The sequence below is a fragment of the Pseudooceanicola marinus genome, from assembly GCF_020177265.1.
GTDB lineage: Bacteria > Pseudomonadota > Alphaproteobacteria > Rhodobacterales > Rhodobacteraceae > Pseudooceanicola > Pseudooceanicola marinus_A.
In genome coordinates, this window is sequence record NZ_JAIVMC010000003.1 from 41,055 (window position 1) to 62,274 (window position 21,220).

The 21,220-nt window shown below is 66.8% G+C and carries 14 protein-coding genes; 12 read left to right on the forward strand and 2 right to left on the reverse strand.

Going from position 1 to position 21,220, the window contains the following annotated elements; genetic code table 11:
- Window positions 1–204: 204 nt before the first annotated feature.
- The 3 genes from LC066_RS04905 to LC066_RS04915 all read left to right on the forward strand — a co-directional run bounded on the left by LC066_RS04905 (window position 205) and on the right by LC066_RS04915 (window position 7,758).
- Complete coding sequence (locus tag LC066_RS04905) at window positions 205–3,591, forward strand: cytochrome c (protein WP_224896882.1); 3,387 nt, start codon at window positions 205–207, stop codon at window positions 3,589–3,591.
- A 127-nt stretch (window positions 3,592–3,718) separates the two neighbouring features.
- Entirely contained in the window at window positions 3,719–6,286 is a 2,568-nt protein-coding gene (locus tag LC066_RS04910; protein WP_224896884.1) for a caspase family protein, read from the forward strand.
- Window positions 6,287–6,366: 80 nt separating this feature from the next.
- A complete protein-coding gene (locus tag LC066_RS04915; protein WP_224896886.1) occupies window positions 6,367–7,758 on the forward strand; it encodes a hypothetical protein in 1,392 nt (463 codons plus the stop codon).
- 68 nt (window positions 7,759–7,826) lie between these two features.
- Here the strand turns inward: LC066_RS04915 and LC066_RS04920 are convergent, their stop codons facing one another.
- Together LC066_RS04920 and LC066_RS04925 are read right to left on the reverse strand one after the other, a co-directional pair.
- Window positions 7,827–9,059, reverse strand: a complete 1,233-nt coding sequence (locus LC066_RS04920) for a ferric reductase-like transmembrane domain-containing protein (protein WP_224896887.1) — start codon at window positions 9,057–9,059, stop codon at window positions 7,827–7,829.
- A 126-nt stretch (window positions 9,060–9,185) separates the two neighbouring features.
- Window positions 9,186–9,887 carry an isochorismatase family protein gene (locus tag LC066_RS04925; protein ID WP_224896890.1) on the reverse strand — a complete coding sequence of 234 codons (702 nt, stop codon included), beginning with the start codon at window positions 9,885–9,887 and terminating at the stop codon, window positions 9,186–9,188.
- A gap of 487 nt (window positions 9,888–10,374) precedes the next feature.
- Between LC066_RS04925 and LC066_RS04930 the strand changes: the two genes are divergently transcribed.
- The 9 genes from LC066_RS04930 to urtE all read left to right on the forward strand — a co-directional run bounded on the left by LC066_RS04930 (window position 10,375) and on the right by urtE (window position 21,189).
- On the forward strand, window positions 10,375–11,802 hold the full coding sequence (locus LC066_RS04930) for a circularly permuted type 2 ATP-grasp protein (RefSeq protein WP_224896892.1): 1,428 nt from the start codon (window positions 10,375–10,377) through the stop codon (window positions 11,800–11,802).
- Window positions 11,803–11,807: 5 nt separating this feature from the next.
- Window positions 11,808–12,749 carry an alpha-E domain-containing protein gene (locus tag LC066_RS04935; protein ID WP_224896894.1) on the forward strand — a complete coding sequence of 314 codons (942 nt, stop codon included), beginning with the start codon at window positions 11,808–11,810 and terminating at the stop codon, window positions 12,747–12,749.
- 4 nt (window positions 12,750–12,753) lie between these two features.
- Window positions 12,754–13,560, forward strand: coding sequence for a transglutaminase family protein (locus LC066_RS04940; RefSeq protein WP_222476468.1), 807 nt, complete (start codon window positions 12,754–12,756; stop codon window positions 13,558–13,560).
- A gap of 52 nt (window positions 13,561–13,612) precedes the next feature.
- On the forward strand, window positions 13,613–14,383 hold the full coding sequence (locus tag LC066_RS04945) for a proteasome-type protease (RefSeq protein ID WP_222476470.1): 771 nt from the start codon (window positions 13,613–13,615) through the stop codon (window positions 14,381–14,383).
- A gap of 525 nt (window positions 14,384–14,908) precedes the next feature.
- The gene (gene urtA, locus LC066_RS04950; RefSeq protein WP_412103230.1) at window positions 14,909–16,174 is read left to right on the forward strand and encodes an urea ABC transporter substrate-binding protein; all 1,266 of its coding nucleotides are present in this window, start codon (window positions 14,909–14,911) and stop codon (window positions 16,172–16,174) included.
- 112 nt (window positions 16,175–16,286) lie between these two features.
- A complete protein-coding gene (urtB, locus tag LC066_RS04955) occupies window positions 16,287–18,284 on the forward strand; it encodes an urea ABC transporter permease subunit UrtB (protein WP_224896899.1) in 1,998 nt (665 codons plus the stop codon).
- Between the two features lie 241 nt (window positions 18,285–18,525).
- Window positions 18,526–19,755: an urea ABC transporter permease subunit UrtC gene (gene urtC / locus LC066_RS04960; protein ID WP_222476474.1), complete on the forward strand. Its 1,230-nt coding sequence runs from the start codon at window positions 18,526–18,528 to the stop codon at window positions 19,753–19,755.
- Window positions 19,752–20,492: an urea ABC transporter ATP-binding protein UrtD gene (gene urtD, locus LC066_RS04965; RefSeq protein ID WP_222476479.1), complete on the forward strand. Its 741-nt coding sequence runs from the start codon at window positions 19,752–19,754 to the stop codon at window positions 20,490–20,492. The genes urtC and urtD overlap by 4 nt, the downstream gene beginning before the upstream one ends.
- A 1-nt stretch (window position 20,493) precedes the next feature.
- On the forward strand, window positions 20,494–21,189 hold the full coding sequence (gene urtE / locus LC066_RS04970) for an urea ABC transporter ATP-binding subunit UrtE (RefSeq protein WP_222476483.1): 696 nt from the start codon (window positions 20,494–20,496) through the stop codon (window positions 21,187–21,189).
- Window positions 21,190–21,220 lie beyond the last annotated feature (31 nt).

Genomic DNA, 21,220 nt, shown 5'->3' on the forward strand with positions numbered 1-21,220 from the left:
TTGCATCCCAAGGTTTTGCAGCGCGTGACACGCGCGGTGAGGCAAGCGGCGCCAGACGGCTGCCCAGGGCAGGAAAACCGGACTTGTCGGGGCAAAATGACTCCGCGGGAGGTGACAAAAGCCGTCAGGCCGGGAAAAGTTGTCTCCGGGACGGCGCTTTTTCGCCTATCCTGCCTCGGAGTACAGATTCTGACCGGTGCGATTATGCCAAAAGCAAGTTCTTCAGCCCGGCCCTTCTGGGTCATCGCCTGTCTCGGAGCCGCCCTGCCGGGTGGCGCCCTGGCCGAGCCCTTCGAGGCCGGCGCCTTCGACAGCTATCAGCCCGACATGGTCCGGGGCGAACGCTTGTTCCAGTTGGGCGCCTGCGCCTCCTGTCACCAGGATCCGGCCGCCGCGCTGGACCCGGCGGCGCCCCTTCTGGCGGGGGGGATGAAGATCGACAGCCCGAACTACGGCCTGATCTCCGTGCCCAATATCACCGGCAGCGCGGCGGGCCTCGGGGACTGGACCCGGGCCGATTTCCTCAACGCGATGCTGTATGGCCAGTCGCCGGACGGGGGCGAGTACACGCCGCTCTTTCCCTACGAGTTCTACTCGGGGATGAAACCCGAGCACGTGGTGGACCTGTTTGAATACCTGAAGGCCGAGGCACCCAGATCCGACCGGCCCAGCGAGGATCACGAGCTGACCCTGCGCTACCGACTGAAACGGTCGAACCCCTGGCGCTATTCCTTTGAACCCGCCAGCTATGACGGCGCGGGCGACAGCGAGGCCGATCCGGTCGCCTGGGGGCAATACGTGGTGGAAAACGTCGCCGCCTGCGGCAGTTGCCACACGCCGCGCAACTCAGCCTTCATCCTTCAGGAGGATCAGGCGCTGACCGGCGGGATTTCCGTACTGGGCGAGGTCGCGGGCGACATCACCAAGGGCGCCGTCTCGGGCCTGGCGCCGGAAGATTTCGTGGCCCATGTGCTGGGCGACGGCCTGGGGCTGGACCTGACGACCCCGGTCAAGGGCTCCATGGCGCGGGTCGCGGGGCAGCTCGGTCAGGCACCGGAAGAGGACCGGCAGGCGATCTTCCAGTACCTCGCGGATATGCCGGAGCTGCCAAAACCCGTGATCGAGATGGAATGCGCGGCGCCCACGCCCCTGGTGCAGGCCGCCTCGCCGGATCTGACGGCCAGGGTCGACGCCTATTTCAATTCCGACTGCAAGGCCTGCCACGCGCGGGGCGGATCGGCGGCGGCCCAGGCCACGCTTGTATCGGCCGCCAAGACCGCCGCCGACAGCTCGCTCGTGGTGCCGGGCGACCCGGGCGCCTCGGCCCTCTACAAGTCGCTGAACCGCATGCCCACGAGCCAGGCGGCCAGCGACGCCGACCGCGCGCTGATCGCCGACTGGATCGAAAGCCTGGCGGTCAACAAGGAGCTGCTGACGGCCGAGGTGAAGCCGCCGCCGCGTGATCCCAGCCGGATGCACGAGGGCTTCGCCGCCGAGTTTGCCGCCGTGCAGGGCCACCTGACCGCCCAGGATCAGCTGGACCGTCCCTTCCTGCGCTACTTCTCCTTCGGCCACCTGGAAAACGGCCAGCTGCCGTGCCAGTCGATGGACGACTTCCGCATGCAGCACCTGTCGGGCTACGTGGCGGCGCTGAACAAGATGGTGAACTCCCTGTCGTGGGAGCCGCGCATCACCCAGGTCGAACCGATCGCCGAAGGGGCCTCGATCTTCGTCATCGACATCCGCGACTTCGGCTGGACGCCTTTCCAGTGGGAAGTGCTGGTCTCCGGCCAGATCCCAGGGATCGAGACGGCGCGGCCCTATCCCTACGGCATGGACCCGCAGGGCCTGAACGCCGACCCCAACCTGAAGATGCTGGCCTCGGTCACCGGGACGCAGGTGCCGGTGATGCGTGGCGACTGGTTCGTGTCGAACGCCGGTCTGCCCTTCACCTACAAGTTCATGTTGGGCCTGCCCGATGATGTCGCCACGCTGGAGGCCACGCGTCTGCGCGTCGACCGCATCGCCGACATCCGCAATTTCGACGTGATGCGGGCGGGGTTCCTCGAAGGGGCCTCGGCGGTCAGCCAGAACAACCGCCTGATCGAGCGACTGGAACAGCCCGCGGGCGGCTACTACTGGACGTCCTACGATTTCGACCGAGGGGTCGATCCGTCGCGGCGGCTGAAGGAAACGCCCCTGGGACCGGCAGCGGCCTTCCCCAACTCACCCCATTTCGAGGAAGACGGGGGCGAGATGATCTTCTCGCTGCCCAACGGGATGCAGGGCTATTACCTGACCGATCCGGCCGGCGGTTATCTGGACAAGGGGCCCACGGCGGTGGTCTTCCTGAAGGACCCCAGCCCGATCTACGGCACCACCATTTCCAACGGCAAGGCCTGCATGGTTTGCCATACGCGCGGCCCGATCGAGGCCTATGACAATGTCCGCGAGGCGGTGGAGGCGACCGGGGCCGATGCGCTGACCCTGATGGCGGTGCAACGGCTGCACCCCGAGGACGACGTGCTGGAGGCGGCCTATGCCGAGGATACCGACCGTTACCTGACGGCGCTGTCGCGGGCCGGGGCCGACATGACGATCATGGAAGGGCCGGGCCAGTTCCATCCCGAACCTGTCACCCATACCGCCAGCGTCTATGCCGAGAACCTCGACCGCGACCTGCTGGCGGCGCAGTTCGGCCTGACCTGGGAGACCTTCCAGCAACAGATCCTGTCCCTGCCGCGCCACAGCGAGGCCTTCGCCCGTGTCTCCGGCTGGCTGGCGGAGATCGACACGCGGGGCGAGGTGGAACGGCTGGACGTCGAACTGGCCTGGCAGCAGGTGGCGGCGGGCCTCTACCTGACCTCGCCGCGTGGGCATCCGGGCGTCGACGCGCAGGAGATCCAGCAGCATCTGGCCGCCTATGTGCCGGGACATGCGGGCACTGTCACTGGCGCAACCCCGGCCCAGCCGGTGCAGGCCGCCGCCCATGTGCCGGCGCCCCCGCCCGCGCCGAAACCCGTTGCGCAGGATCGCCAGACCGTCACCAGCGCCCCCGGCGCGGTGAAGGCGGGCCGCCCGGGGCTGACCATCAACGTCGCGAACCAGCATCTGAAGGTCTGCGAGGGCGTCAGCTTCACCGTGCAGACCGACCAGGCCTGCCTGCTGGACGTGATCTATCCCGACACCTCGGTTGGCAGCTTCTTCCGTCTCAGCCCGGCGGCCATCGGCAACCCGGTGCTGCAACCGGGCGAGGTGCGCCAGGTGCCCCAGCCGGGGCGGGAGCTGCAATCGCATACGCCCTCCACCGGCGTGGACATCGCGGTGAACTGCTATCCGGGCCTGACCAGCTATGACCAGCTGGGCACCGATCTGATGAAGACGCTGGAGGACTACCAGCGCACGGCGCCGACCCAGACCAAGAACTTCTCCGAGGTGGTCAGCACCGTGACCGAACAGACCCTGGCGCCGGACCGGGACGGCCAGCGCGATCCGCTCGCGGCCTCTCAGGTGCCGATCACCTCGGTGCTGCGGTTCACCATCGCCGAGGACCGCTCGGCGCTGGATGCCAACGGGTCCTGCCTGCCGTGAGGCGGCCAGGGACGAAAATCTGCCTTGGGGGCGCTGCCGGTGGCACCGGCGGCGCTCGTACCAACTGCGCCCAGACGACTTGCCGCCGGTTCTGCCCCGGTGGTTCGAAGACCATGGAGAAAGACGGATGACCCCGCTGCCCGCTGCCCGCCGCCTTCTGATGCTGCCTGTCCTTGCCCTTGCGGCGCTGCTGCTGGCCCCCTTCACCGCGCCCGCCCAGGCCCAGGACGTGGCCTTCAAGAACTTCTCGGAGGTGCGTGTCACAGGTCCCGTCACCCGAGAGGCCAGCGCCGACAACTACGCCCTGATCGTCTACAACTCGAACTACGACGACGACGCGATCAGCGACCTGGCGGTGACCGAACTGGATGCCAAGGCGATGCAGAAGCTGTTCATCGACATGGGCTATCCCGAAGAGAACATCATGGTCGTGGGCGACGGCACCAAGCAGGAGATCGAGGACCAGGTCTATTTCTTCGCCGAGAAGCTGGATGCCGACAGCACGGTGGTCATCTACTACTCCGGCCACGGGATCACCTTTGAAGGGGATCCGTCGAACTACATCGTGCCGGTCAACATGACCGCCAGTGCGCCGGGCGCCGAACGGGCCACGCGCGAGGCGTTCTTCAAGCGCCGCGCGGTGAACTTCAACCGCGACATCCTGGGGGTGGTGAAGGCCGCGGGGCCCAAGGGCGTCGTCGTCTTCTACGACGCCTGCCGCAACTCGCCCCTGGCCTCCGCCGATCCGACCAAGGCCGTGGGGCAGGAACAGGGGTTCGTGCCGGCCAAGGTCGAGGGCACCGCGATCTTCTATTCCGCCCGCAACGGCGAGACCTCTTTGGCGGCCCTGTCCACCGACGATGACGTGCGCCTGTCGGTCTACACCCGCGTTCTGGTGACACAGCTGTCGCGCAACCCCACGATCCGCCTGTCGGATCTGCACCGAGAGCTGCAATCCAGCGTTGCCCGCATGGCCCGCAACAAGCCCGGCGGGTCCCATTCGCAGAACCCGGTGATGGAAAACGGCCTCGATTACTCGCGCTCGGAACGCAACGAGTTCTGCCTGGCGGTGGCCAATATCAACGGCGCCCCGGGCTGTACCGGGCCGGGCGGCGTGCCCGCGCCGATCGCGCCCGGCGCGCTGGACGCGGTCTGCACCTCGGCCCCCATTCGCGGCAATATCGACGCCATCGCCACCATCGAACAGGCCCGGGCCGAGCGCGATCGCTACATCCAGTGCGACGATCTGCGCGAGCAGATCAACGCCCGGATCGCCACGCTGGCCTGGGAGGAGACCAAGGCCGAGAACACCTGCGCCGCCTATCGCGCCTACCTGACCTTCCACGAGGGCAGCGCCCACACCGAGGCCGCCCGCGCCGCCGAGGCCGAGGCCTGCCGCCAGATGACCCGGGAGGAGATCAACGCCCATGTCGTGCGCTGTGAAACCACTGCCGCGCGGTTGGGCTCCGTCTTCTCCAGCGTCGATGCCGCAACCCTGGCCGAGGCCGACCAGAGCTGCGCCATTGCCGCCACCGCCGACACGGTGGACGGTCGGGCGATTGCCTTCAGCCGGGCCCTGATCCTGTTGGAGCAGGGGGAACAGGCGCGCGGCCTCGACGCGTTGAAGTTCGCCGCAGGCACCGTGCCCCGCGCGGCGCTGAAACTGGGTGATGTGCTGTCCTCGCCCGAGATCCCGCTGCCGCAGCGCGACCTGAACGAGGCGCTCTTCTGGTACGAACGGGCCGCCAATTCCTCCACCATCTCCTCCGAGGACCAGCGCCGGGCGCTGTTCCGGGTGATCGAGTTGCAGAACGAGATGGGCAATCCGGCGGCGGCGATGGATGCCTATGCCCTGCTGATCAATCGCGCCAGCGAGGCGCGTCAGGTCATGGCCCATCTGCGGCAGTTCCCGGAAGGGCAGGCGGGCAAGCTCTCGCCCTCCGACGTCTACGAGATCCTGTTCTTCCGCTTCCAGGACGGCAATCTGGCCTACCAGATCGGCGAGGCCTGGGAGACCGGGGTGCATGGCGGGCAGAACCTGGAACAGGCGCGGATCTGGTACACCCGCGCGCAGGAACGCGGCAACATGCGCGCCCAGGCGGCGCTGGAGCGGGTTGGCGCGGGCGGCGGTGGCGCGGTGGACGCCGAAAGCCTCTGGTCCGAGCTGATCTCCTGCCTGCAACAGGCCGAGCAATCCCTCAGCGAGGAAAGCAAGTTGGAAAAGGGCGTGGCTTGCACCGACCGCTGGCTGACCCGCGCGGGCCGTGACGATCACCGCCGACCGGAGGTCGAGGAACACCGCGAGGCCCTGCAGATGGATCTGGCCGCCATCGCCCGCCCGGCCAGTGGCGGCGGCAGCCTCGACCAGTTCCGTCAGTCCTCCGACCCGTGGGACGGGCGCAACGGCAGCTACCCCGGCCAGCGCGGCTATACCGACAACGGGCGCCGCAGCCCCTCGGTCGAATGCAAGAACCGCTATGATTTCACCGCCGAGGTGGACAATGGCACGATTACCTTCTGGTCCGACGGGCGGACCTTCACCGGACAGATCGACCTTGCCGGCAATATCTCGCTGGATCGCAACGGCCTCAGCCCGAGGTCGCGCACCGATTTCTGGATTCAGGGGAATGTCGGTAATGCGGCGATGTATTCGGGCTATTGCGGCAACGGCTATTTCCGCCTGAGCGGGTATTGAGGCGCGCCGATGACGCCGCCCAAGAGCTGCCCTTCAGGTGCCTGGAGGGCGGCCAGACAGCAGAAAGCGAGACGACCCAGATGACCCCGTCCAAGGATCCGGCCCGGCCTCTCCCTTCGTCGCGACGCCGGTTTGGCCCGGCAGCCCTGGCGTGCCGCCTTCCCGTTCTGTCGGACCTGCGTCCGACCGCCCGTGCGATGGTGCTGCCGCTGGCGCTGGCCGCGGGGGTGCCCGCCTGGGACATGGCCCGCGCGCAGGAGGCTGGCGGCGCGTCGCTTGTCCCGCTGACCGCTGCAGGGGACGCGCCCGCTGTCCTGCGTCCCGTGGCCCGGCCCGCCGACCTGGTCGCGCGCCCGGCCTCCGCCTCTGCCACCAGTCTGGCCCGGACCGCCGCGGAAGGTCCGGCCGGGTCCGCGGTCGCCGTGGAGGCCCCCGATCCCGAGAGCCGCAGCCTGGCGCGGTCGGTCATGGGGGTGCTGTCGACCACCACCGCGCCCGGGCGCGACGGTGTGGTGGCCGCTGCCCTCGCCGTCGAAAGCGCCCTGAACCCCGCGCCTGAGGGGGTGTCCCCCGCCGAAGCCGTCGCCGCCGTGACGCCGCTGCGCCCCCGCGCCCGGCCCGAGGGGCTGGCCGCCACGCCAGCCGCCTGGTTCAGCAAGCCCGATGCGCCCTGCTTGCCGGCGGCGGGTTTTCCGGATCCGGATGTGCGCCGCAACCTGGCCAGTTTCCAGGCCGATGCCGGCCTCTGCCTGTCCCGCGCGGGTTTCACCGAACATGGCCGCAGCTGGCAGCTGACCGTGGTGCGCAACCTCTCGGCCCGGCGCGGGCCGGTCTGGGCGGTGCTGCACGACAATGAAAACGCGGCCTTCGACAGCGCGCTTTACGCCGTGCGGCGCTACGGCGGTGCTCTGGTCGCGGTGGAAGCGGGCGAAAGCCGCACCTTCCAGGGGCAGGACCCGAACCGCAACTTCTCGCTCTCCGCATCCACAGCCGCAACCTGCCGGGACATTTCGGCCAAGCCGACACCCGGCTTCACCAAGGCGATCACCAGCTTCTTTTCCGACCGCTACCCGGTTCTGACCCTGCACAACAATGACGAGGGCTATTCCGGCGCGGGTGGGCGCGGGCATATCTCGGCCCGGCGCAGCTCGGCCTCGATGACGGGCATGATGACCCCCACGCCCCAGGGCGCCCTGTCGGATGAGGACAATGCGATCCTGCTGGCCGACACGCGCCCTTTCGCGCAGAGCGCCGCCTCGCGCAAGGCGACGGCGGCCTTCCATGCCCAGGGGGTCAACGTGATCTACGAACACGTCCGGCCGGAGCGGAACGATTGTTCCTTCTCCTTCTTCACCCGGATGAACGGGCTGGGGGACTACTACAACATCGAGGCGCAGTTCGGCGCGGGCGAGGCGCAGCGGCGGATGGTCGATGTGCTGATGGCCTACCTGGGGATCGCACCGCTGCGCTAGGGTGCTCCACGCCTCGGCCCCGCTCGATGCGGGGGCGGGGCGTCCCTCCGGTGTCGCCGGGCGGGGGATCAGAACTCGAAATACTCGAAATGCAGCTTGCGGCCGAAGCGTTTGCGCAGCGCGTCGCGCACCATCGGCGGGCCGCAGAAGAGGACGGCGCGCAGGTCCGTAGGCGTTTCCTCGGGGGCTTGCCAGCGGCCCTTTTCCTTCGAGGCATGCAGGGTGAAGGAGAAATTGGGCACGCGTGCCGCGGCCGCCTCCAGCTCATCCAGGGCCAGGGCCTCGTCACGGGTGCGGACCAGGTAGACCATCTCCACCTCGCCCTTCAGATCCTCGGGCAGGGAGCGGACGAAGCTGAGGAAGGGCGTCACCCCGATCCCGGCGGCGATCCACAGCTGGCGCCCGTCGCGGGCGGGATAGCGGAAGTGGCCGTAGGGTCCTTCGACGGTCAGCCGGTCGCCCGGTTGCAGGTCGGGCAGCCGCCCTGTGAAATCCCCCAGGGCCTTGATGTTGAACTGCAACTCTCCATCTCGGCCCTCTCTGCCGGAGATGGAGAAGGGATGCGCCTCGCGCAGGCCGGCGCGGTTGGCACGGATATAGGCGAACTGCCCGGCGCGGTGGTTGAGCGGTCGCCCCAGGGGCCGGGCACGGATGCCGGTCACGTCGCCCAGGCGGGTGACCTCGACCACCTCGTACTTTCGCGCGCCGATCATCCGCCAGGCGAAGCTGACGATCCACAGCAGCGCACAGATCGCACCGAGCGCGGCAAACCCCTCGGCCAGGGTCTGGTAGGTCACCGGCATCTTCATGTTGAAGGCCAGGTGGAAGGTGGCCGCGCCGAAGGGCAGCAGCATCAGATAATGCGTCCGCTTCCACCAGTGGTAGGGCAGGCCGTGGCCGCGGATCTTCACCCGGCGCAGAGCGCTGACCAGACCCAGGACGATCAGCCAGTTGAAGGCCAGCTCCCCCCCCTCGATCGCCGCCTGGCAGCTGTCGTCGCAGGGGTAGAGACGTCCGGAGAAGTCGGGCGGGCCGATCCAGTGCAGCACGGCGGCGATCAGCGCCAGGTAGCCGAACTGCCGGTGCTGCAGGAACATCTTGTCCATGCCGCCGAAGGCCCGTTCGACCGGGCGCAGCCGGGCGCCCAGCAGGATGTTCAGCGCCATGGCGGCATAGGTTACCAGCCCGGCGTAGACCGCCCCGATGGCATCCAGGTCGCCGGTGGGGTTCACCGCCAGAAGCACGGCGCCCACGATCAGCACCAGCATGATCTGCGGCAGCAGCCGCCTTGCCCAATCCATTGCCTGAAATCCCCCGGCGTCGCTGCGTCAATATCCGTCGCTCACCGGGCATATCGGTCCGGCGCCAGGGCAGGATAGGCGGACAGCCGCCGATCGCGCAAAGCTTTTCCGGCCCGGCGGCTGTGCCTAAAGCCCGTCATAGACCTCGGTGATCGTGTGCCCGTCGAAGCGCAGCGGCGCGGCCCCCTGCAAACGCCAGACCGGCGCCGTTTCCCCCGCCAGCAGGCGACAGGCGGTGTCGGTGTCGCAGACCGCCCCGCCATAGAGCCGGTTGGCCAGGTTGATGATGCCGGTCTCGTGCATGTGGCGGCTGCCCGATCCGCAGGCATCCTTGACCAGCAGCACCCGGTATCCGGCCGCCACCGCATCACGGCAGGTGGCGGCGACGCAGGCCTCGGTCCAGACGCCGCAGATCACTACCCATTCGGGCGCCGTCCCGGTGACGGCCTCGCGGAAGCCCTCGTCGGTGAAGCAAGACAGGTCGTTCTTCAGTACCACGGTTTCTCCGGCCTCCGGGGCCACTTCGGCACAGAAATCGGTCAGGGCGGAGCCGGGAGCGGAGAAGGCCGGCGTGCCGCAGGGCAGGACAGGCTCGAAGGGGCGCGGCGGTACGCGGGTGAAGTCACGCAGGTAGCCGGCGTGCAATACGCCCGCACCATGCCGGCGGGCGGCTCTCAGCAACCGGGCAGATCTTTCCAGAACCCGGTCGTAATCCGCCACGAGGTAGCGCGGGTCGGCGCGATGTTCTTCCTGCATGTCGATGGGCACCAGCAGGCTGCGATCTGGCTGCAGGGCGAGGGGCTGGTGAGGCAGGGCGGGCGTGGTCATGGGGGGCGGATCCTCTGGCGGCACGGGGTCAGGCTGGCCGATGCCGCGCTGCGGCGCTGCCCCGGATGCGTCATCGGGCGGGCAGGAAACGGCGCGTTTCGGATGCCCTTTCAGGGCCTTGCCGTGGCGTCGGGCGGCCTCGCGTCCCGCCGCGCCTGCCCAAACCCTTGACCTTTGACGCCAAAACGCGCCTCCTTGGTCCAACCGCATTGCTGGTGGGAGTGATGAGGCGCGACAGACCCACAGGACCGGAGCCAACCGGGCCGGGGCCGAGCGCCCGAGAATTGGGCACAGACCCGGATTTTCAACGACCCGCCGACGACATGCGGTGATCCGCCCCTCGCTTCGCCTCCGGGGCTCTGCGAGGATCGGGGTCCGGACGCCGCGGCGAGACCCGTGGCGCCGGGGTCGGGTGAGAGTGACGGTTGGCTGGCCCGCCTGCCGCACCTGGGTGCCGTGACAGGGACAGCAAGGGCTGAGGGAGACCATGACCGACAATCGGTTCTTTGACGAGATGCTGACCGGCGCCGGCGGTGCGCGGGTCCCCTATTCCGAATACGCCAAGTGGTTTTCCGGCGAGGATCCCAAGGTCCTGCTGAAGAAATCCAACGAGGCCGAGACGTTCTTCCGACGCATCGGGATCACCTTCAACGTCTATGGCCAGAAGGAGGCGCAGGAACGCCTGATCCCCTTCGACATCGTGCCCCGGATCATCGCCGCCCGCGAATGGCGGCAGCTGGAGAAGGGCATCGAACAGCGGGTGCGGGCGCTGAACGCCTTCCTGGCCGACATCTATCACCGGCAGGAGATCATCAAGTCCGGGCGCCTGCCGGAACATATCATCTCGCGCAACGACGCCTTCCTGCCGCAGATGGTGGGCATGACGCCCCCGGGCGGGGTCTATACCCATATCGTCGGCACCGACCTGGTGCGCACCGGCGAGAATGAATTCTACGTGCTGGAAGACAACGCCCGCACGCCCTCGGGCGTCTCCTACATGCTGGAGAACCGGGAAACGATGCTGCAGATGTTCCCCGAGCTCTTCACCAAGATGAAGGTGCGGCCCGTCTCCGGCTACCCGGCCGAGCTGCGCCGGTCGCTGTCGGAATGCGCGCCGCCCAACTTCGACCGGGCCAAGCCGCGGGTGGCGGTGCTGACGCCCGGCATCCACAACTCGGCCTACTTCGAGCACAGCTTCCTGGCGGACCAGATGGGCGCCGAATTGGTCGAGGCGGGCGATCTGCGGGTGGTGGACGGCAAGGTGCAGATGCGCACCACCATGGGCTACAAGCCAATCGACGTGATCTATCGCCGTGTCGACGACGATTTCCTCGACCCGCTGTCGTTCAACCCCGACAGCATGCTGGGCGTGCCGGGCATCATGGATGTCTACCGCGCCGGCAACATCACCATCGCCAACGCGCCCGGCACCGGCATCGCCGACGACAAGGCGCTGTATTCCTACATGCCCGACATCGTTGAATTCTACACCGGCGAGAAGGCCATTCTGAAGAACGTGCCGACCTGGCGCTGCTCGGAACCCGACAGCCTGCAGTACGTGCTGGACAACCTGGATGAGCTGGTGGTGAAGGAGGTGCATGGCTCCGGTGGCTACGGCATGCTGGTCGGGCCCGCGGCCTCGAAGAAGGAACTGGCGGAGTTCGGCGCCAAGCTGCGCGCCAAGCCCGACAACTACGTGGCCCAGCCGACGCTGGCGCTGTCGACCGTGCCGATCATGACCAAGAAGGGGCTGGCGCCGCGCCATGTGGACCTGCGCCCCTATGTGCTGGTGGCGCCCGGACGGGTGCATATCACGCCGGGCGGGCTGACCCGTGTGGCGCTGAAGGAAGGCTCGCTGGTGGTGAATTCCAGCCAGGGTGGCGGCACCAAAGATACCTGGGTTCTGGGGGACTGACGATAATGCTGGGACGGACCGCAGGCGGACTTTTCTGGATGTTCCGCTATCTCGAACGCAGCGAAAACACCGCGCGTCTTCTGGAAACCGGCTTCCGCATGGCGCTGACCGTGCAGGACAATGCCGAAAGCGAATGGGAAAGCATCGTCACCACCGCCGGCGCGCGGGAGGAGTTCCTGGAAAAGTACGAGGACTTCGACCAGGCCAGCGTGACCAACTTCCTGCTGCGCGACCGCGACAACCCCTCGTCGGTGATGTCCTGCATCGAGGCGGCGCGATCCAACGGGCGGATGGTGCGCACGGCGCTGTCGACTGAGGTCTGGGAGGCCGTGAACGAGGCCTGGATGATCCTCAAGGAAGAGCTGAAACGACCTGTTTCGGTGAAGAACCTGGCGGAGATCCTGACCACGATCCGCCAGCATTCCAGCCTGGTACGCGGCGCGCTGCACGGCACGATGCTGCGCAACGACATCTTCGATTTCTGCCGCCTGGGCACCTTCATCGAGAGGGCCGACAACACGGCGCGGATCCTCGACGTGAAATACTACGTCCTGCTGCCCTCGGCGGCGCATGTGGGCTCTCGCATGGACAACATCCAGTGGGAAACGATCCTGCGGTCTGTCTCCGCCTTCCGCAGCTATCGCTGGCTGCACGAGGGGGAGGTCAGCCCCAACACGATCGCCGATTTCCTGATCCTGGACCGGCGGATGCCGCGCAGCCTGGCCTTCTGCTATTCCAAGATCGTGGGCAACCTGAACTACCTCAACGGGCCGGATGCGCCCGAACTGCCCTGCCTGCGTATGGCGACCCAGACCCATGCCCGGCTGTCGGGGCGCGACATCGACCGGGTGATCGACGACGGGTTGCACGAGTTCCTGAAGGTGGCGATCAGCGAGACCGGGCGACTGGGCAGCCAGATCCAGGAAGATTTCAGGTTCTACGGGTGACATCATGCGGCTGAAGATTTCCCACACCACCACCTACGCCTACGACCGTCCGGTCGACTACGCCCTGTTGCAGCTGCGGCTGACACCGCGCGGCGGGGTCGCGGGCCAGAACGTCATCTCCTGGTCGACCCGATACGAGGGCGCCACCCTGCAGGTCGCCTACGAGGATCACTTCCGCAACGCGGTCGAGATGGTCCAGATGGACGAGGGCAGCCAGAGCGTCAGTATCCACTGTTCGGGCGAGATCGAGACCGAGGATCGCACCGGCGTGGTCGGCCCCGGCTGCGGGCTGGCGCCGCTCTGGCTCTATCGTCAGCCGACCAAGGCCACCACCCCGGGCCCGGTGATCCGCAAGCTGGCCGCCGGCGCCAAGGACACCCTGGCCGAGAACGCGCTGTCTGGCGTGCACGACCTGTCGGCCCGCGTGGCCGAGGCCGTGCCCTATGCCAAGGGCACGACCCATGTCGCCACCTCCGCCGAGGAGGCCGCCAGCGCGGGGCAGGGGGTCTGCCAGGACCACGCGCAGATCCTGATTTCCGCCGCCCGCCACCTGGGCCTGCCGGCGCGCTACGTCTCGGGCTACCTGCTGCTGTCGGACCGGATCGACCAGGAGGCCGCCCATGGCTGGGCCGAGGTCTGGCTGGAGGGGCTGGGCTGGGTCGGTTTCGATGTCTCCAACGCCATCTGCCCCGATGATCGCTATGTCCGCGTGGCCGTCGGTCGCGACTATTCCGAGGCGGCGCCGGTGCACGGGTTGCGCCAGGGCGACGCGTCGGAAGAGCTTTGCGTTTCCTTGCAGGTTCAGCAATAGAGTGGCGCTGCCCGATTCCCTCGCGGGCCTGCTATCGGAGCTTTGACGCCAGATGACCTATTGCGTTGCCCTGCAACTGGATCGTGGCCTGCTGTTCATGTCGGACACGCGGACCAATTCCGGCGTCGATAATATCTCCACCTTCCGGAAGATGGTGCACTTCGAGGTGCCGGGGGAACGCTGCATCACCTTGATGACGGCGGGCAACCTGGCCACCACCCAGGCGGTGGTCAGCCTGCTGCAGGAACGCTCAAAAAGCCCCGACGAACGCAGCCCCGACATCCTGCAATTGCCGACGATGTTCCAGGTCGCCGGGCTGATCGGTCAGACTCTGCGCGAGGTGATCTCGCGCCATGACGACAACGGGCAGAAGGCCAGCTCGACCTTTTCGGCCACCATCCTGCTGGGCGGCCAGATCGCCGGGGGCGAGCCGCGGATCTACCTGATCTACCCCGAGGGCAATTTCATCGAAGCCTCTGCCGACACGCCCTTTTTCCAGATCGGAGAGACCAAGTACGGCCGCCCGATCCTGGTGCGCGCCTATGAGGCGGGCATGTCCTTCGAAGAGGCGATGAAACTGGTGCTGGTCAGTTTCGACAGCACCATCAAGGCCAACCTTTCGGTCGCCCTGCCGCTGGATTACCACGTCTACGAGGCCGACAGCTTGCGCCTTGGCCGGACCGGCCGGATCGAGGCCGACGATCCCTATTTTCAGGACATTTCCTCCGGCTGGGGCGTGGCGCTCCGCGATGCCTTTGCCGCGCTGCCCGAGTTCAGTTTCGAGGACAGTGCCGCGCCGCATGAGGACACCGGCGGCGCCTGAGCCGGCCCCTCGTCCGACACCTTCTGCTGTCTGACCCGCCGCGCGTCCCCGCCAACATAGGGGCGGCGCGACGCCGTAATCGCCCGGAAGACGCTTCCGGATCCCCCATTCAGGGGCGTTTTCCCGGAGGAGACGAGTCAGGGGCTGACGCGGCGACATCTTCACATCGAAGGTCGATGCCCTCGTTGGGTGCCCATTTTTAGGGCATTTGTCGCGAAAAATGCGTTCTAAATGTGCAATTGCCCGCAAGGCCCCGGCTTTCGCGCGGTCACTTGGCCGTGAATGTAGGAAAACTTTGCCGAACCGGCGTTCATCGAAACGCGCCGCGCAAGACGGCGTGAAAGCAAAATGTGCGGTGGCTTCCAATCTGGCGGTTCGGTCACCACCGCACGGAGAAGCAACTTTTATAAAAAGTCGCTCGGGGAGATATAGGACGGTTTGCCCGCGGTTCCAACCGTGGCCGATCCCCTGTGCCCGAGGCGGCGCCATGAAGGGGAATACCATCCAATGTCGCATTTCAAGAAAATGATGCTGAGCGCGACCGCTGCCACGGCCCTGATGTCGGGCGCGGCGATGGCGCAGGACGACACGATCAAGGTCGGCATCCTGCACTCGCTTTCCGGCACGATGGCGATCTCGGAAACCACGCTGAAAGACACCATGCTGATGCTCATCGAGCAGCAGAACGCCAAGGGCGGCGTCATGGGCAAGCAGCTGGAAGCCGTGGTTGTCGATCCCGCCTCCGACTGGCCGCTCTTCGCCGAAAAGGCGCGCGAGCTGCTGACCGTGTCCGAGGTCGACGTGATGTTCGGCTGCTGGACCTCCGTCAGCCGCAAATCCGTCCTGCCGGTGATCGAGGAACTGAACGGCCTGCTGTTCTACCCGGTCCAGTACGAGGGCGAGGAAAGCTCCTACAACGTGTTCTACACCGGCGCCGCGCCGAACCAGCAGGCGATCCCGGCCACGGATTACTACCTGGAGGAACTGGGCGTCGAGAAGTTCGCCCTGCTGGGCACCGACTACGTCTACCCCCGGACCACCAACAACATTCTCGAATCCTACCTGATGGACAAGGGGATCGCGGAGGAAGACATCTTCGTCAACTACACCCCCTTCGGCCATTCCGACTGGTCCAAGATCGTGTCGGACGTCGTGGCCCTGGGCGCAGACGGCAAGAAGGTCGGCGTGATCTCGACCATCAACGGCGACGCCAACGTGGGCTTCTACAAGGAGCTGGCCGCGCAGGGCGTCTCGGCCGAGGATATCCCCGTGGTTGCCTTCTCCGTGGGCGAAGAGGAACTGTCGGGCTTCGACACCTCCGAGCTGGTGGGCCACCTGGCCGCCTGGAACTACTTCCAGTCCGCCGACACCGCCGAGAACGAAGAGTTCATCGCCGCGTGGAAGGAATTCGCCGGTGAGGACCGCGTGACCAACGACCCGATGGAAGCCCATTACATCGGCTTCAACATGTGGGTGAACGCGGTCGAGGAATCGGGCACCACCGACGTCGATACGGTGATCGAGGCGATGGTCGGCCAGACCTTCCCGAACCTCACCGGCGGTACGGCGGAAATGCTGCCGAACCACCACCTGACCAAGCCGGTGCTGATCGGTGAGATCCTCGAAGACGGCCAGTTCGACATCATCTCGGAAACCGATCCGGTGCCGGGCGACGCCTGGACCGACTTCCTGCCGGAATCCGCGGTGCTGAAGTCCGACTGGCCGGGTCTCGACTGCGGCATGTACAACACCGACACCGAAACCTGCGTGCAGAAACAGTCCAACTACTGATCTGACGCCGAACGTCCCGGGCGGAACTCCTCCGCCCGGGTGGTCCGGGCGGGCCGGCACCCTCCTCCCTGCCGTCCCGCCCGGCTCGCTGACCTTCCGCCGCAGGACCAAAATGCCCAAACGTCTCATTCAGGCTGTCGCGACGCTGCTGATCGCAATCGCCGCTTTCGTCCTGCCGGTGCCGGCGGCCCTGGCCCAGACCGACAGCGCCGAGGACGCCGCCTCGCTCCAGCCGATCCTGCAGGAACAGGCCGAGCTTTTCCTCGACAGCTCCCGCCGCACGATCCAGCCCGCCATCGACGCCGTGGCCGGATCCGGCCTGCCGCAGGCCCCCGACTTTCTGGTCGCCTGGGCCGAACGCGAGATCTGGGTGAACGAGGCCGACCTGACCTTCTACCGGGTGACCCGCGACGATGACCGCATCTATCACCTCTTCGACGTCGATACCGGCGCCGAGGTGATGACGCTGGAGGATGACGACGGCTATGAGGACCTGCGCCCCAATTCCGGCATCCGCGGCCTGATCGGGGCCGCGCTGGTGCGCTTCCAGCTGGAGGATCCCGATCCGGCCATCCGCGCCGAGGCGCTGGACAGCATCGACCGCAACGGCGAGGCCAGCCACCTCGACCCCCTGCGCGCCTCCATCGACAGTGAGACGGACCCGGGCCTGCGCGCCCGCAAGGAACAGCTGCTGACCCTGCTGACCATCAGCTATGCCGAGGACAAGGCCGACCGGATCGCGGCCATCGAAAGCGTCGCCGGCAACCTGGACGTGGCGGTGCGTGCGGCGCTGAACCCGCTGGTCGCCACGACCCGCAGCGCGGCGACGGATCTGCCCGAGGGCCGCAACATCGCCCGAGAGCTGCGCCCCGGCTCTGACGCCTTGCCCCGGACCGAGGCCTACCAGCTGCTGGTCGACGAGGGCCTGGCCCCGCCGCTGGTCTCCTCCGACGATCTGCGCAGCACCCTGGCGGAGCATATCGAGGATGGCGCCGTGGCGGGCGTTCCGCTCTCCGATCTCTCGGAACCCGCCGCCCGTGATCGCGCCTTCGACGCGCTGGTGGCCGAGGGGCTGGTGGAGCCGGCCGCGACCGAGGCCGACATCGACAGCGCACTGGCCGACCATGTCTTCTATGAAACCTATGCCGAAGCCGACGCTGACGTGACCGGTGCCGCCAATGCCGCGCTCGCCTCGATCTCGCGCATGGTGGCATTGAACCAGGTGCTGGACCTCGCACTTGATGCGCTGTCACTCGGTTCGATCTACTTCCTGGCGGCCATCGGCCTGGCCATCACCTTCGGCGTCATGGGGGTCATCAACATGGCCCATGGCGAGTTCATCATGATGGGCGCCTATACCGGCTACGTGCTGCAACAGGTGATCCCCGATTATACCGTCTCGATCCTTGTCGCGATCCCCACGGCCTTCGCGGTGACCTTCGCCGCCGGCGTCGCGATGGAACGGCTGGTGATCCGCTGGCTCTATTCCCGCCCGCTGGAAACCCTGCTGGCCACTTTCGGCGTCTCCATCGCGCTGCAACAACTGGCCAAGAACATCTTTGGCACCCAGGCCCGCCCGCTGACCTCGCCCGACTGGCTGAACGGGTCCTGGGTCATGAACGACATCGTCGGCATCAGCTACATCCGCATCGCCATCTTCGTTCTGGCGCTGATCTTCCTCGGTCTCTTCCTCTTCATGATGAAGAAGACGCGGCTCGGTCTGGAAACCCGCGCGGTGACCCAGAACCCGAAAATGGCCGCCTCCATGGGGATCAACCCCGACCGGGTGAACATGCTGACCTTCGGCCTGGGCTCCGGCATCGCGGGAATCGCGGGCGTGGCGATCGGGCTCTACGCCCAGGTGACCTCTGAAATCGGCCAGCAGTACATCGTGCAAAGCTTCATGACCGTGGTCGTGGGCGGGGTCGGCAACATCTGGGGCACCCTTCTGGGCGCCACGATGATCGGCTTCCTGCAGAAGGGGATCGAGTGGTTCAACCCGTCCAACACCCTGGCGGCGCAGACCTACATGATCGTCTTCATCATCATCTTCATCCAGTTCCGCCCCCGCGGCATCATCGCCCTCAAGGGCCGCGCCGCCGGAGATTGATCGCCCATGTTCTACCAGCATCCCCCCGCCAATCTCGACCGCCCGCCGCTGCCCGTCATCGACGGTGGCCGCCCGGATGCAGACGAGGAGGGCCCCAGATGATCCCGATGACCACCCCGCTCGCCGGCCTGATCTTCGCGCCATGGCCCTCTCATTTGCTGGCCGGAAATATTCTGGGGGGCGGGGCCCGCGGCCCCGGGGGAGAACGCCCCCCCGCCACCCCCGCCAAGGGAGACACGGCATGAGACAGAGCTTCATCGCCCGCAATCCCTCGGTGCTGATCTTCCTCGCACTGCTCGCGGTCTTCACCCTGGCGGTCACCCTTATGTCGCATGCCATGGGCGCCGAACTGCTCTCGACGTCCTTCATCAAGACGCTGGGACGCACTCTCTGCCTATGCCTCGTGGCCATCGCCATGGATCTGGTCTGGGGCTACTGCGGCATCCTCAGCCTCGGCCATTTCGCCTTCTTTGGTCTGGGGGGCTACATGATCGGCATGTGGCTGATGTATGCCCGGACCGAGATCATCGTGGCCGAAAGCCTGGCCAATGCCGCCATCCCGCCCACGCCGGACGAGGTGCGCGATGCCATCGGCAGCCAGATCTTCGGCGTTGTCGGCAGCTCGGACTTCCCCGCGATCTGGGCCTTCGCCCATTCCCTGCCGCTGCAACTGGCGCTGGTGGTGCTGGTGCCGGGGCTGCTGGCGCTGGTCTTCGGCTGGCTGGCCTTCCGCTCGCGCGTCACCGGCGTCTACCTGTCGATCCTGACCCAGGCGATGACGCTTGCCCTGTCGCTCTACCTCTTCCAGAACGAAAGCGGGCTGCGCGGCAACAACGGCCTGTCGGGTCTGCAGAACCTGCCGGGTGTCGAGGCGGGGCAGGACTGGATCTCCCTGTGGTTCCTCTGGGCCTCGGCCCTGGCGCTCGGCCTGGGCTATGTGCTCTGCGCCTGGGTGGTCTCGGGCAAGTTCGGATCCGTGGTGCGCGGCATCCGCGATGACGAGGCACGGGTGCGCTTCCTCGGCTACTCTGTCGAGGGCTACAAGCTCTTCATCTTTACCTTCACCGCGATCATCGCCGCCATTGCCGGCGCTCTTTACTACCCGCAGGCAGGCATCATCAACCCGGGCGAAGTGGCGCCCATTGCCTCGATCTACCTGGCGGTCTGGGTCGCCATCGGCGGGCGGGGGCGGCTCTACGGCGCGGTGATCGGTGCGGCGGTGGTCAGCCTCGTCTCCACCTGGTTCACCGGCGGCATGGTGCCCTCGATCCCGCTGGGGGTCTACACCGTCGACTGGGTGGACTGGTGGCTGGTCCTGCTGGGTCTAAGCTTCGTTCTGGTCACGCTCTTCGCGCCCAAGGGCATCGGCGGCCTGGTCGATCTGGTTTCGGCCCGCGTGGCCCCAGATCGCCACGGCGCCGACTACGGCCCCGACAAGGGCGCCCTGCGCGAAGAGGAGGGCCGGGAATGAGCGCGCTTCTGGAAGTCTCCGGCGTCTCCGTCAGCTTCGACGGGTTCAAGGCGATCAACAACCTCAGCTTCTCCATCGGAGAGGCGGAACTGCGCGCCATCATCGGCCCCAATGGCGCGGGCAAGACCACCTTCATGGATATCGTCACCGGCAAGACGAAGCCGGACGAGGGCAAGGTCCTGTGGGGGGAGCTGTCGCGCAACCTGCTGAAGATGCGGGAAGCGAAGATCGCCCAGGCCGGGCTGGGGCGAAAGTTCCAGCGTCCCACCGTCTTCGAGGACCAGTCGGTCTTCGACAACCTGCTGATGGCGCTGAAGAACCCGCGCGGCGCCTTCGCCTGTCTCTTCTATCGTCCGACCCGCGCCGACCGCGCCCGGGTGGGCGAACTGGCCGAGGAGGTAGGCTTGGCCGCCTTCCTGTCCCGCACCAGCGGAGAGCTGTCGCACGGCCAGAAGCAATGGCTGGAGATCGGCATGCTGCTGGCGCAGGAACCGCGCCTGATGCTGGTCGACGAACCCGCCGCAGGCATGACCCTGGCGGAACGTGAACACACGACCGACCTGCTGGTGTCGCTGGCCAAGACCCGCGCCGTGGTGGTGGTGGAACATGACATGGAATTCGTCCGGCGCCTGGGCTGCAAGGTGACGGTGTTGCACGAGGGATCGGTGCTGGCCGAAGGCTCTCTCGACCATGTGACCGCCGACCCGCGCGTCATCGAAGTTTACCTGGGGCGCTGAGATGCTGGATGTGAACGGACTGACCCTCCACTACGGTCAAAGCCAGATCCTGAACGGGATCGACCTCTCTGCCGCCCAGGGTCAGGTGACCTGCATCATGGGGACCAACGGCGTGGGCAAGACCTCTCTGCTGAAGGCCATTTCGGGGACGCACCCGCGCTCTGGCGGGACCATGGCGCTGGATGGCGAGGATCTGGGGAAACTGCCCGCGCATATGCTGGCGCAGAAGGGGATCGGTTACGTGCCTCAAGGGCGGATGATCTTCCCGCTGCTGACGGTGCAGGAGAACATGGAGACGGCCTATGCCTGCCTGCCGCGGTCCGAACACCACATCCCCGACGAGATCTACGAGCTGTTCCCGATCCTCAAGGATTTCCTGAACCGGCGCGGGGGCGACCTGTCGGGCGGGCAGCAGCAACAGCTGGCCATCGCGCGGGCGATGCTGACCAAGCCGAAGCTGTTGCTGCTGGACGAGCCGACCGAGGGCATTCAGCCCAACATCATCCAGCAGATCGGCCGGGTCATCGAATACCTGCGCGATCGCGGCGACATGGCGATCGTGCTGGTCGAGCAGTATTTCGAATTCGCCTATGGCCTGGCGGACAAGTTCTACGTGCTGCGCCGTGGATCGGTCACGGCGTCGGGCAGCAAGTCCGAGCTGACCAAGGACGAGCTGATGGCCGAGGTGTCGGTCTGACGTGACGCCCGGGCGCTCCGCCCTCGTCGCG

What these genes read in the sequence shown, in the direction of transcription:
- LC066_RS04905 (WP_224896882.1), top strand. Translation starts at nt 205, where the DNA reads ATGCCAAAAGCAAGTTCTTCAGCCCGGCCCTTCTGGGTCATCGCCTGT.
- LC066_RS04910 (WP_224896884.1), top strand. Translation starts at nt 3,719, where the DNA reads ATGACCCCGCTGCCCGCTGCCCGCCGCCTTCTGATGCTGCCTGTCCTT.
- LC066_RS04915 (WP_224896886.1), top strand. Translation starts at nt 6,367, where the DNA reads ATGACCCCGTCCAAGGATCCGGCCCGGCCTCTCCCTTCGTCGCGACGC.
- LC066_RS04920 (WP_224896887.1), bottom strand. Translation starts at nt 9,059, where the DNA reads ATGGATTGGGCAAGGCGGCTGCTGCCGCAGATCATGCTGGTGCTGATC.
- LC066_RS04925 (WP_224896890.1), bottom strand. Translation starts at nt 9,887, where the DNA reads ATGACCACGCCCGCCCTGCCTCACCAGCCCCTCGCCCTGCAGCCAGAT.
- LC066_RS04930 (WP_224896892.1), top strand. Translation starts at nt 10,375, where the DNA reads ATGACCGACAATCGGTTCTTTGACGAGATGCTGACCGGCGCCGGCGGT.
- LC066_RS04935 (WP_224896894.1), top strand. Translation starts at nt 11,808, where the DNA reads ATGCTGGGACGGACCGCAGGCGGACTTTTCTGGATGTTCCGCTATCTC.
- LC066_RS04940 (WP_222476468.1), top strand. Translation starts at nt 12,754, where the DNA reads ATGCGGCTGAAGATTTCCCACACCACCACCTACGCCTACGACCGTCCG.
- LC066_RS04945 (WP_222476470.1), top strand. Translation starts at nt 13,613, where the DNA reads ATGACCTATTGCGTTGCCCTGCAACTGGATCGTGGCCTGCTGTTCATG.
- urtA (WP_412103230.1), top strand. Translation starts at nt 14,909, where the DNA reads ATGATGCTGAGCGCGACCGCTGCCACGGCCCTGATGTCGGGCGCGGCG.
- urtB (WP_224896899.1), top strand. Translation starts at nt 16,287, where the DNA reads ATGCCCAAACGTCTCATTCAGGCTGTCGCGACGCTGCTGATCGCAATC.
- urtC (WP_222476474.1), top strand. Translation starts at nt 18,526, where the DNA reads ATGAGACAGAGCTTCATCGCCCGCAATCCCTCGGTGCTGATCTTCCTC.
- urtD (WP_222476479.1), top strand. Translation starts at nt 19,752, where the DNA reads ATGAGCGCGCTTCTGGAAGTCTCCGGCGTCTCCGTCAGCTTCGACGGG.
- urtE (WP_222476483.1), top strand. Translation starts at nt 20,494, where the DNA reads ATGCTGGATGTGAACGGACTGACCCTCCACTACGGTCAAAGCCAGATC.